The sequence below is a fragment of the Acidibrevibacterium fodinaquatile genome (assembly GCF_003352165.1).
Taxonomy (GTDB): domain Bacteria; phylum Pseudomonadota; class Alphaproteobacteria; order Acetobacterales; family Acetobacteraceae; genus Acidibrevibacterium; species Acidibrevibacterium fodinaquatile.
The window spans coordinates 311,869-323,280 of the sequence record NZ_CP029176.1; the positions used below are offsets into that span (position 1 = coordinate 311,869).

The 11,412-nt window shown below is 64.8% G+C and carries 13 protein-coding genes; 7 read left to right on the plus strand and 6 right to left on the minus strand.

Annotated features, from left to right (window positions below):
• Positions 1 to 63: 63 nt before the first annotated feature.
• The 7 genes from DEF76_RS01460 to DEF76_RS01490 all read left to right on the plus strand — a co-directional run bounded on the left by DEF76_RS01460 (position 64) and on the right by DEF76_RS01490 (position 6,524).
• The gene (locus tag DEF76_RS01460; RefSeq protein WP_114913588.1) at positions 64 to 2,517 is read left to right on the plus strand and encodes a heavy metal translocating P-type ATPase; all 2,454 of its coding nucleotides are present in this window, start codon (positions 64 to 66) and stop codon (positions 2,515 to 2,517) included.
• 34 nt (positions 2,518 to 2,551) lie between these two features.
• Positions 2,552 to 3,799, plus strand: a complete 1,248-nt coding sequence (locus DEF76_RS01465) for an MFS transporter (protein ID WP_114910806.1) — start codon at positions 2,552 to 2,554, stop codon at positions 3,797 to 3,799.
• An 82-nt stretch (positions 3,800 to 3,881) separates the two neighbouring features.
• Positions 3,882 to 4,301 carry a heavy metal-responsive transcriptional regulator gene (locus DEF76_RS01470; protein WP_114910807.1) on the plus strand — a complete coding sequence of 140 codons (420 nt, stop codon included), beginning with the start codon at positions 3,882 to 3,884 and terminating at the stop codon, positions 4,299 to 4,301.
• Between the two features lie 3 nt (positions 4,302 to 4,304).
• Positions 4,305 to 4,565 carry a glutaredoxin family protein gene (locus tag DEF76_RS01475; protein ID WP_114910808.1) on the plus strand — a complete coding sequence of 87 codons (261 nt, stop codon included), beginning with the start codon at positions 4,305 to 4,307 and terminating at the stop codon, positions 4,563 to 4,565.
• A 1-nt stretch (position 4,566) separates the two neighbouring features.
• Positions 4,567 to 5,262 carry a cytochrome c biogenesis CcdA family protein gene (locus DEF76_RS01480; protein WP_114910809.1) on the plus strand — a complete coding sequence of 232 codons (696 nt, stop codon included), beginning with the start codon at positions 4,567 to 4,569 and terminating at the stop codon, positions 5,260 to 5,262.
• A gap of 10 nt (positions 5,263 to 5,272) precedes the next feature.
• Positions 5,273 to 5,593: a GDCCVxC domain-containing (seleno)protein gene (locus DEF76_RS20430; protein ID WP_114910810.1), complete on the plus strand. Its 321-nt coding sequence runs from the start codon at positions 5,273 to 5,275 to the stop codon at positions 5,591 to 5,593.
• A gap of 13 nt (positions 5,594 to 5,606) precedes the next feature.
• Positions 5,607 to 6,524, plus strand: coding sequence for a LysR family transcriptional regulator (locus DEF76_RS01490; protein ID WP_114913589.1), 918 nt, complete (start codon positions 5,607 to 5,609; stop codon positions 6,522 to 6,524).
• Here DEF76_RS01490 and DEF76_RS01495 read toward each other — a convergent pair.
• The 6 genes from DEF76_RS01495 to trbK-alt form a co-directional block, all read right to left on the minus strand.
• Positions 6,521 to 6,754 carry a DUF2274 domain-containing protein gene (locus DEF76_RS01495; protein ID WP_114910811.1) on the minus strand — a complete coding sequence of 78 codons (234 nt, stop codon included), beginning with the start codon at positions 6,752 to 6,754 and terminating at the stop codon, positions 6,521 to 6,523. The genes DEF76_RS01490 and DEF76_RS01495 overlap by 4 nt on opposite strands.
• A complete protein-coding gene (locus tag DEF76_RS01500) occupies positions 6,751 to 7,956 on the minus strand; it encodes a TrbI/VirB10 family protein (RefSeq protein ID WP_114910812.1) in 1,206 nt (401 codons plus the stop codon). Before DEF76_RS01500 ends, DEF76_RS01495 begins: the two co-directional genes overlap by 4 nt.
• Entirely contained in the window at positions 7,953 to 8,909 is a 957-nt protein-coding gene (gene trbG, locus DEF76_RS01505; RefSeq protein WP_456303861.1) for a P-type conjugative transfer protein TrbG, read from the minus strand. Before trbG ends, DEF76_RS01500 begins: the two co-directional genes overlap by 4 nt.
• Positions 8,910 to 9,022: 113 nt before the next feature.
• On the minus strand, positions 9,023 to 9,706 hold the full coding sequence (gene trbF, locus DEF76_RS01510; protein WP_240319315.1) for a conjugal transfer protein TrbF: 684 nt from the start codon (positions 9,704 to 9,706) through the stop codon (positions 9,023 to 9,025).
• A 9-nt stretch (positions 9,707 to 9,715) separates the two neighbouring features.
• Positions 9,716 to 11,077 carry a P-type conjugative transfer protein TrbL gene (trbL, locus tag DEF76_RS01515; protein WP_114910815.1) on the minus strand — a complete coding sequence of 454 codons (1,362 nt, stop codon included), beginning with the start codon at positions 11,075 to 11,077 and terminating at the stop codon, positions 9,716 to 9,718.
• Positions 11,074 to 11,403: a putative entry exclusion protein TrbK-alt gene (gene trbK-alt, locus DEF76_RS01520; protein ID WP_114910816.1), complete on the minus strand. Its 330-nt coding sequence runs from the start codon at positions 11,401 to 11,403 to the stop codon at positions 11,074 to 11,076. The genes trbL and trbK-alt overlap by 4 nt, the downstream gene beginning before the upstream one ends.
• Positions 11,404 to 11,412: the final 9 nt, after the last annotated feature.

Below are 11,412 nucleotides of genomic sequence, written 5' to 3' on the forward strand. Positions count from 1 at the left end.
AACCAGAAAGCGCGTCGCGGGGTCCAGACACTGGGTCGATAACTGCGATGAATGGAGATGACGATGCGTGTCGCGACAACAGTTCCATCCTCGTTCCGGCCGTGGAGCGAAGAGCCCTCGACCAGGGCTGACCGTCGGAAGATCCGGGCGCGGATCGGTGGGCTCCATTGCTCCCTCTGCACCGGCACCATCGAGAAGGCACTCGGGCGAATGCCCGGCGTCGACAAGGTGGCAGTGAGTCTGACGCACGAGCAGGCGCTCGTCGAATACGATCCGGCCATCGCCCGCCCCGAGGAGTTGCTGCAGACCCTCCGTGACATCGGCTACACCATCTCCGACCCCCGCAAGCTCAGGGGGTTCGAAGAAGAAGAGCGCGATCTCGTGCGTGAGGCCCGGCGCTTCGTCCTCGCCGTCGTGCTCAGCGTTGCCTCCATCCCGATCATCGCGGATCCCCAGGTGGGCTGGATCGGCTTTCTGCCGGCGCTGGTGTGCCTGAGCCTGGGCGGGTTCGTCTTCCTGGTCCTGCGCTCGACCGGGTTGTGGGTGGCTATTGGGGCCTTCTCGGGCCTCGTCGTCATGGCGCTCTCCTTGCTCTATCTCAATCTGGAGGGATATTTGACCGGGGTCGCGCCATGGCTCGCTGGTGCCCTGGCCGTTGTCCTCATATTCGGCATCGGGCGGCACATCCTCCACATGGCCTTCCAGGCACTTCGGCGCGGCATTATCAACCAGCATGTGCTGCTCGAGATCGGCGCGTTCGCGGGCATGGCCGGCGGCATCATCGGGCTCGTGCTCAACCGGCCTGGCTATCCGACCGCGCCGTTCTTCGCGGTCTCGGTGATGGTCGGCACGTACCACATCTTCTCGGAGTGGCTGTCGCTCATCGTCAAGACACGGAGTTCGCAGGCGGTGAAGCGTCTCCTCGATCTGCAGCCGGAGACCGCGTGCGTCGTGCGTGGGACCGCGGAGGTCGAAGTGCCGATCGAGGACGTCAAAGTTGGCGACCTCGTGCGCATTCGCCCAGGCGAGCGGGTGCCTGTCGATGGCACGGTCGTGAGCGGTCGCTCGGGGGTCGATCAATCGTTGGTGACCGGCGAGTCGATTCCGGTCGAAAAGACCGAGGGCGATGCGGTCATCGGCGGCTCGATCAACGGCACCGGCACGCTCCTGGTGACGATCACGGCGGTCGGCGAAGGCAGCTTCCTGCACCAGGTGATCCGCCATGTCGAGGACGCGCGGGCACTGAAGCCAGGCCTCCTCCATCTCGTCGACCGCGTGCTGCGGGTCTATACCCCGACCGTCCTTGGGATCGCCGCCCTTGCGGTCATTGGCTGGCTCGTCGGCTCCTGGCTCGGCACCGGACAGATTGACGTTGAACGCGCGGTCTTCGCCGGCCTCAGCGTGCTCGTGATGGGCTATCCCTGTGCCGTCGGCATCTCGGCGCCGCTCTCCATCGTGCGCGGCGCCGGCCAGGCCGCCGAGCACGGCATCCTGATGCGGACGGGCGAAGCCTTCCAGGGCTTCCGCACGGTGAAACAAATCGTGTTCGACAAGACGGGCACGCTCACCGAGGGCCGCCCCGTCGTGCGTGAGATCGAAGCCGTCGAGGTAAGGGAGACGGAGCTTCTCGCAATTGCTGCCGCCGCCGAAGCGTCTTCGGAGCACCCGCTCGCCCAGGCCGTGGTCAAGGCGGCGTTCGAGCGCGGTGCGACGCCGCCGGATGTCACATCATTCGAGGCGTTCCCTGGAAAGGGTGTCGTCGCGCGCATCGACGCCGGCGAGGTTCTTGTCGGAAGCCCGCGGTTTCTTACCAGCCGAAACATCGACCTCACACATCTTCACAACACCATCGAAGCTCTCGAAGCCAAAGGACGCACCGTGATCGCCGTCGCGCGGGATGGGGTCGCGCTGGGTGTCGTCGCTTTGGGCGATACGCTCCGACCCGACGCCATCTCGACTGTCGCGGCACTGCGCAATGCCGGTCTCAAGACGATCCTGGTCACGGGCGACAACGACCGTGCGGCGCAACGGGTCGGGCGCGAGGTCGGTGTTGACCAGGTGCATTCGGGCGTGCTGCCGCAGGACAAGGCCGGGATCGTGCGGGAGCTGCAAGCCAAGGCCCGCGTGGCGATGGTCGGCGACGGCATCAACGACGCGCCGGCGCTCATGCAAGCCGATATCGGCATCGCCATGGGCGGCGGCACCGATATCGCGATCGAGGCGGCGGACATCATCATCCTGTCGAACCGCTTGGCTGCGCTCCCCATCGCCCGTGACATCAGCCGCCGGAGCTATGGGAAGATGGTTCAAAACGTCGTGCTGGCCTTCCTCTTCAACGGCGCCGGCATTCCGCTCGCCGCCACCGGCCTGATCCACCCGATATGGGCGATGGTTGCAATGGCGGTGAGCGTCACGGCGATCTTCTTCAACTCGCTGTGGGGCAGCCCGCGGCTCTTTTTCGACGCGATCCGCAGCGTGGGGCGCCCGATCGCGTCCGCGTCAGTGCAGGCGGTCTGAGTAAGGGAATGAAATGACTGAAGTTCAGCAAACGATGCCGGCGGCGATCGGCGAGCGCCAGCGCGAGCGGCTCCTCAGGATGCTCGCGGCGGCAACCTTCATCATCTTTTTCCAAGCCTACATGGTGGCGCCGATCATACCGGCGCTGTCGAACACGTTCGGAACGTCGGTAGAGACGGTCGGGCTCATCGTGCCGGCATACTTGATCCCCTATGGAATCGCGACCCTCGCGTATGGCCTTCTGGCGGATCGGCTCGGCATCCACCGCGTGATGTTTACCTCCCTCGCGGCGTTCGCGGCGCTCACGATCCTGACCGCAACAGCGCACTCCATTGAACAGCTGGCGCTGTGGCGGATGGCGACCGGGATCGGCGCAGGCGGCGTGGTTCCGCTCGCGTTGGCGCTGGTGGGCCGACTCTATCCCTACGAACAGCGGGGCCGACCGCTTGGCTGGCTGTTCGGCGCGATGGCCGGCGGCATGGCGTTCGGTTCACCGCTGGGCGCGATGATCGTGCCGTTCGTCGGCTGGCAAGGTCTGTTCGTCGCTGTCGGCGCGGCCGGTGCGGTGCTCCTCCTGGTTCTCCTGCCTTATCGAGCCGTCATTGCCGCCGCGGTTCAGCCGGTGACAGGCACGCTGCGGGACCTCTTTCGTGGCTACAAGGATCTGCTTGGCACACCGCGCGGGCAGCGCACCTACGGCTATGTCCTGGTCAACTCCATGTTCCATTCCGGCGTGTTCACCTGGCTCGGCGTGTATTTCGAGCGGCAATACGGCATTGGACCCGTCGGTATCGGCTTGGCCCTCCTCGGCTATGGCGTGCCGGGCTTCCTGTTCGGGCCGGTGATCGGCCGAGCGGCCGATCGCTGGGGCCGCGCCCGATTGATACCGATTGGCCTCGTTCTGAGCGCCGTCGCGGCGGCCGCTCTGCTGCTCGGCTTTCCGATGATCCTCGCCCCCGTCGTCGCGATGGTCCTGTCCCTGGGCTACGACATGACCCAGCCGCTCTTCGGGGGAATCGTCACCTCCCTCGGCGGCAAACGCGCCGGGCAGGCAATGGGCTTGAACGTCTTCACGCTCTTTGTCGGCTTCGGTCTCGGAAGCCTCATCTTCGGCGCGCTGCTTCGGTTCGGTTTTGGGGTCGCGTTTGGACTGTTCGCAGTCATTGAGCTGATCCTCGCGGTGTTGTCCTTCGCCTTGTTCCGTTCCGAGGTTCCGTCCCAAGCGGTTCCATCCGCCGCCGGGGTGACTCAGGCTGGCGCGGACGTCCGATCGAAATCCTAGCGTGGCAGGCGGCCCGATATCCCGTACGACGCGCTTGACCCTGGAGTATACTTCAGGGTCTAGGGTCGACTAGGAGGTAGGTATGTTGACGATCGGCAAACTCGCGGCACTGGCGGAAGTCAGCGTCGACACACTGCGCTACTACGAGCGGGAAAAATTGATCGATCCGGCCGATAGGAGTGAAAGCGGCTACCGGCTCTATGACAAGGATTCCGCGCGGCGTATCCACTTCATCAAGCAGGCCCAGCATTGCGGTTTCACGCTTGCGGAAATCCGCGAGCTTCTCATCCTGCGGAGCCGCGATGCCGCCTGTTGCGGTGATGTTCGCAAGCACGCGATCGAAAAGAAACTTCAACTCGAACACAAAATCCGCGCGATGAAGTCCATGTCCAAGGCGCTCGATTACCTCATTGCCGATTGCGCCAATGAAACGCATCCGGTCGAGGAATGCACGATTTTGGCGGCCTTGGACCAAGCCGACGTGACGAGGCAGGCTCACTGAATCATGAAAATCGAATTGTTTTATTCTCCAGGTTGCACTCAATGCGCTGCCGCGCGAGAGGGTCTCAAGGCCGTCGCAGAACGAACGGTCACGGGCATCGAATGGCACGAACTGAATGTGCTCAAGGATCTGGATCACGCGGTCGAACTCGGCGTGCTGACCCTCCCAGCAGTGGTCGTTGATGGCGAGCTCCTGTTCTCCTCCCTACCCACGCCGCATCAGCTGCGCGACGCGTTGATCCGTCGAAGCGCGCCGGGGAAATAATATGGAACCCGATGCACTCCGACAGGCGGTTGAGCAGGCCGGCATAGCGGCCGTCGGCATCGGCTTCTTGACCGGCCTGGTCTTCAGCTTCAATCCGGTGGCGCTAGCCTCAATTCCGGTATCGCTCGCCTACGTGACCAGAGCCCGCGAGAGGAAGCAGGCAATCCTCTTCGCAGCGCTGTTCATCCTTGGCATGCTTGTCACCCACGCGGGCTTGGGCTTCGTTGCCGGACTAGGCGGCCACTGGGTAGCGTCTCTCGTGGGTCGAGGTTGGGGGCTCGTCCTCGGCCCGCTCTTGATCATTCTCGGGCTCACCTGGGCGGGATGGGTTCGCCTGCCGCTACCAGCATTCGCGTTGAGAGCGAGACGTCCCACTGCCTCATGGGGCGCGTTCGTCCTTGGCGCGGTGTTCTCGATCGCGGTCTGTCCGTTCTGCACGCCGGCGCTCGTCGTGCTGCTCGGGGCGGCGGCAGGACTCGGCTCACCCTGGACTGGGGCGGTTCTTCTGCTCGCGTTTGCCGTAGGCCGCGCCCTTCCAGTCGCTCTTGGCGCTATCAGCATCGGCTGGCTCGAGAATTTACACGGCTTGGCCGCGTATCGGCGTGCCTTCGAGACATTGGGCGGCGTGACGCTGATTGCGTCGGGGCTCTACATGCTGAACGCCTATTTTTTCTGGGTTCCGGCGTTGGCCATGTGAGGGGCGGCTGATGGCCGGAATATCGGTAATCTCGCAATCCGCAATCACTTGCCCGAACTGCGGAAGCATGAAGGCGGAAACAATGCCGACCGACGCTTGCCAGTTCGTCTATACCTGCACGTGCTGCGCCGAAACCTTGTGGCCGAAGCCGGGAGATTGCTGTGTCTTTTGCATCCCCCTCGGTGCTGCTCAAGGTCCCTTCACTCTGGCGGAGGGCTTCATCGCCGATCTCGACTGGGGGAGGCCTTGTCTGCGAATTCGCAGCCATCGTCTTGATGCTGGTGTCGCTCCGACAGCGACAATTCACCAAATTTCTCACGCTTCCGTGTAGCTGATGAGAAATGATGACGGCGGCGGCGATCGAGCTTCGGGACCTGAGATGGGTAATTGTTGCAGCTAAGCATAGAAGTCTAAGGCAAGCTGCAGAGGCGCTTCACATTCGGCAATCAACCCTCAGCCGGCGGCTGCGCGACCTTGAATATCGTTTGGGTGCCACGCTTTTCGAACGGAGTAACGGAGGCACACGGCCAACCGCTGCGGGTTATGAGTTCCTTGAGGCGGCGCGGCGAATCGTTGAAGAAGTCGACACCGTATTCTCAAGACTGCGAACTCGTGGACGCGGCGAAAACGGGCAACTCACAATCGGCGTTTATGCCTCACTCTCGACTGGCAACCTGCGTGCCACATTAACTGACCATCATCGACGCTTTCCGGACGTGGACGTTTACACGATCGACGGTGGGCATGACAGGTTGATGTGTGACCTGATAACCAGCGCGATCGACATCGCCATCATGACCACGTGTGGCCCAAGCTGGGACGATCGGCGCCTGCCGCTCTGGAGCGAGCGCGTTATCGTTGCTATGCCGGCGCAGCATCCATTCTGCGCTCGTAGCATGATCAACTGGTCTGATCTTGTAAATGAGCGAGTGCTATTCCCTCAACGCGGTCCGGGACCCGAACTCGAACGACTGTTGACCGCAAAACTCCATGGCTCGGGCCCACAGCGGATACTACATCACGACGTTAGTCTCGATCGCCTGCTGAGTCTGGTTGGCGCCGAATATGGTATGTTGCTGATGCTTGAAGGAGCGACAGGCGTCCATTACGAGGGTGTAGTCTATCGCGAGGTCCACGAAGAGGAAGGGCCGACACGTCTCGACTTTACCGCTTACTGGCGACAGGCGAATAACAATCCGACGCTCGAACCGTTTCTCGCTATGCTCCGCGAGCGCCATCCGGATCTCTCGGCCGGAACCTAATGGGATTGGATCGAGGCCCCTCGCCGCGCTTTCGTGAACGCTCGGTCCGTCGCCATGAACCGCTCGATCATCGGCACGATCAGCTTGGCCGGGTCGGAGATCACCTGCCCTGTCGTTCGTCCGAGCACCTCAGCGTAGGCAACAAGGTCGCGATGAACGGCGGCAGGTAACTCGACCGTGATCTTAACGGGTTTATCGTCGGCGAGCGCCCCGAGCTTGAGTTTCGTCATGGCGTTGCTCCCCGTCCGTAGGGCGCCAGCACGAGATCGCGCGTGACGATAACACGGACCGGGAAGCCCGGCCGGATGGTCAAGGTCGGCTGGATGTTGAGCTGGCGCTGGACGATCTGCTGGCCTGTCTGGCTGATGCTGTTGGACGCGCCGCTGCGAATCGCCTGCACGAGGTTGTTCTCATTCTGGCTGGTGCCTGCCTCGGCGCCAACGCTGAGCAGCGTCGAGAGCACGGCGGCCTTAAACAGCATGCCCCAATGGTTGTCGACCTCGTCCTCTAGTCCGGCGTAGCCCTGCGTGTCGGCGCCGGGCTGACGCTCCAGCACGATCGAGCCGCCATCCGGCATGATGATCCGGGTCCAAACCAGCAGGACGCGCGACTGCCCGAAAGCGACGGAGCTGTCGTATTGGCCGATCAGCTTCGCGCCCTGCGGGATCAGAAGATATTTGCCGGTCGGGCTGTCATAGACCGCCTCCGTCACCTGGGCAGTGATTTGACCAGGCAGATCGGAACGAATGCCCGTGATGAGCGCGGCGGGAATCACAGTGCCGGCCTGCACGACATAAGGCGAGGCCTTCGCGTCGAGCCGGTCTGGACTGACCGTGCGCTTGTCCGTCGACGCATTGAGGAAGGTCGTCTTGCGGTCCTGCATGTTCTGCGCGGCGCCGGCGTCGACTGGCGGTGCGGGAGTCGGACCCGTCGTCGTCCCGATCCCAGCCGGCGCGGCGAGCCCGACGGGCTGGGGCTGCTGATTCGTCTGGGCAAAGAGGCGGCTGAGCCGCGCCGCCTCGATCTCTTGGGCCCGGCGCTGCGCCTCCGGATCAGGCGTGGTCGCGGGCGCTACCGTGTTCGGCGCTGCCCCTGCGTTCAGGATTGGCTTGCCGAGATCGCCGGGCAGCGGCGGGCCAAGCGGGGGCGCCTGGCGTGGCAGGCCGGTATAGTCTTTCGGCAGGCCAGCGAGGCCCTCGGCGGAGGGACGGTTCTGCGTGGAAAGCAGCTCCTGGCCGCTCTGCGCCGCGTTGCGAGTCTGGAGCGCGTAGCCGAGCGCGCCCGCGACGGCGAGCGCCGAAACGGCGCCCAGGCCAATCAGCACCCTGCGCGACAAGCGTGTGACGCGCGGCCGTTCGCCCCGAAGCCGCAGATCGGGCGGTACGACGGGCGTCGGCGTCGGCGGTTGTTCTTCAGGACCTTCCGCCGTCATGACCGCGGCCTTCCATCGGTGCGAACGATGCGCACGCGCCGCTCGCTATCCTTGTCGCCGAGACGCAATTCGGCGGCTGCGAACAGGCGGTCGACGATGTAATAGTTGCGGTTGACCCGGTAGTTCACCAGCTCGGAGCCGCCGGCCGGTCCGATGACGAACAGTGGCGGCATCTCGCCCTGGGCAATGCCGCTCGGGAGCTCGATGTAGACCTTGTGCCCGTCGTCGAAGGCGCGCAGCGGACGCCAGGCCGGGTTGTCGCCCTGGATTGCATAACGGAAGTTGATCGAGGCGAGATCGACGCCGCTGGCAATCGGCGCGGCTGCGTCGGCCTCCTGGTTCTGCCGCCGAAGCGCGATGAGCTGATCTTCGGGATACTGCCAGGAGACCGAGGCCATGTAGGTCTTCTCGGTCGAGCGCAGCTCGAGGAGGTAGGTCCGCCGATCCGTGTTGATGACCAGATTGGTGAGCAGCTCGGGTCTCGTCGGCTTGACCAGGATGTGAACTTTCTTGGTGGCGCCCGTGCCGCTCTCGGTATCGCCGATAATCCAGCGCACGGTGTCGCCGGCGGCGACGGGGCCGGAGCCGACGAGCTGCTCGCCGTCCTGCAGCGCGATGTCGGTAATCTCGCCGGGCGCCGTATAGACTTGGTAGAGCGCCCCGCCGGAGAACGGATAGACCTGGACCGCGTTGATGAAGCCGTTGCGCACCGGCTGAATCCGCGCGGCAGCGTTGGCCTGGTTGACGCGCACGGTCGGGTCGGCAGCTTCGGGTGTCGGCTTGCCACCGTCGATCGGCTTCAGTTGCCCGGGCAGCGGCAGCAGCTTGGGCAACTCCACGATCTTGATAGGCGCTGGCGGATCGACGGTGAGCTTTGCCGGCGCCGCGCTGTCGTAATTGATGTCGGGCGGAATGAAATTGTGCGCGCAGCCGCCCAGCGTAGTGGCGGACATCAGCAAAGCCGCCAGGGCGGCTTTACGGAAAGGCGCAATCCCTCCTTTCCGGCTCTGCTGAATGGTGAAGAGACGCGAAGCCGGACCGCCGGCTTCCATGGAAATCGGCGAGGTCATTGTCCTAGCTCCTTCGACCAGTTGATGGCGGTGACGTAGACTCCGAGCGGGTTCTTGCGGAGCACGTCGGCGGAAGTCGGCGTCTGGATCGCGATGGTGAGGATCGCGGTCCAACGGGTGTTGTCGGCGAGCGCGCCGTCTTGATAGCGATGCTCGACCCATTCGACGCGGAAGCTCGAGGGCGACGCGCGGATCACGCTAGATACGTCGATGGCGATCTGCTGCTTGCCGAGCTTGGCGAAGGGGTCGTTGGCGCGCGCATAGTCGTTGAGCGCTTGGGAGCCCGAGGTGGTGGTGAAGTCGTAGGCCTGCAGCCAGTTCTGCCGCACGATGATCGGATCGGCCGGCAGCGACCGGACGATCTGGATGAAGTGCGCAAGATACCAGGCAACTTGCGGATCGCTGGGCGTGTAGTCGGCGGCGGCGGGCGCGACGGCCTGCGCCTGGCCGAGCTTGTCGACCTGCACGACCCAGGGGACGATGGTGCCGTGGGTCGATTGCCAGACGAGACCGCCGGCGAGACCCATGGACAGCGCGAGCGAGCCGAAGGCCATCAGCCGCCAGTTCTTGGCCTGCACCCGAGCCGAGCCGATGCGGTCGTCCCACACCTGGGCGGCGCGCTGATAGGGGGTTTCAGGCTCGGGCGTTCGACCGTAGCGAACGGTGGGGCGGCGAAACAGCGCCATCTCTTATTCTCCTCCAGAGAGATCGACGGAATGGCCGCCGCCATGGCTGTCGCCGGACCTGAGGACCTGCGCAGCGGTCTGCGTCCCGTGGACGATCGACTGGTTGCGCTTCATGCGCTGGGCCCAGGCCGGTGGGCCGGAACCCTCCGATCCGCCGGTGGGCGCCGCGGGCGTGCTTGGTGAATTGCCGCCGACCGTCCCTCCGGTCGATGATCCGCCGGTTGCAGCGAAACTGGACCGGCCGCCGGCGGCGAAGCTTTCCCGCATCGAACTGCCGGCTTGAGCGGCGGCGCGCCGCACAGGAGCCGCGGCGGCTGAAGCGGCCGCTCGCCCGACCCCGCCGAGTCCGGCCGCGACGCCCGACGCGCCGGACCGGCCGGCTGAAGCAAGGCTGTAGGCGGAGGACGCGCCGCCGGCCATTGCCGCCCCACCGCGCGCGGCGGCGGCAGTGCCGGAAGCCGCAGCCATCGCCCCCCTGCCGGCCAGGCCGAGCGCGCCGGCGCCGGCCATCGCCGTACCCGCGACGGCCAGGCCAGTCCCGACGGCGGCGCCCGCGCCGAGCTGGGGCGCGCCGGAGACCAGGCCGGTGGCGATGCCGGGGCCGAAGATGCCGAGGCCCAGCATGGCGAGGGCGGCCAGCACGACGGACAGCGCTTGCTCGACCGTCGGCTGGCCGCCGGCGTAGGTCTGCGTGAACTGCGAGAAGAGCCCGGTGCCGATGCCGACGATGACGGCGAGCACCATCACCTTGATGCCGGACGCGACGATGTTGCCGAGCACCTTCTCAGCGAGGAAGGCGGTCTTGTTGAAGAGCGCGAAGGGAATGAGGATGAAGCCGGCCAGTGTGGTCAGCTTGAATTCGATCAGCGTGACGAAGAGCTGAACCGCCAGAATGAAGAAGGCGATCAGCACCAGGACCCACGAGACCATCAGCACCGCGATCTGCACGAAGTTCGCGAAGAAGCTGGTGAAGCCCATCATCTGGTTGGCCGCATCGAGCAGCGGCTGTCCGGCGTCGAGCCCGACCTGGGCGAGCTTGCCCGGCCGCAGGAAGTCGGCGGTGCTGATAGACGAGCCGCCCGCCTTCAGGCCGAGGCCGGCGAAGCTGTTGAAGATGACGGCGGAGAGGTTGTTGAAGTTGGTGATGATGAAGGCGAATAAGCCGATGTAGAGGGTCTTCTTCACCAGGCGCTGCAGGATGTCCTCGTCGGCGCCCCAGGCCCAGAACAGGCCTGCGAGGGTGATGTCGATGACGATCAGCGTGGACGAGAGATAGCCGACTTCGCCCTTGATCAGGCCGAAGCCGGAATCGATGTAGGTGGTGAAGGTGTTGAGGAAGGTGTCGATGACGCCGACGTTGTTCATCGCGCATCTCCCTTAGAAGGAGTGGCCGGCGCGGCAGCGCCTGGGGGCGTTTGCGGAGACAGCGGCCGCGCCGGCCTGCCGAAGAATCGCTGGCGGTTCTCCTCCCAGACCGCGACGCAATGCGGATCTTCGGCATCCTGGGGACCGAGCGCGCTGCAACGGCGCAGCTCGGCCGAGAGGTCATCGGATGCTGGTGTGACGATGGTCGGAGGGGTCTCGGCAATGGGGGCCGAGTGGCGCCGGTTGGTCACCACGAGAGCCGTGATGGCGACCGCGATCAGGGCGACGATCGCGGCGGCGCGGAAGATTTCCGACCGTCCCAGCATCACCGCGCC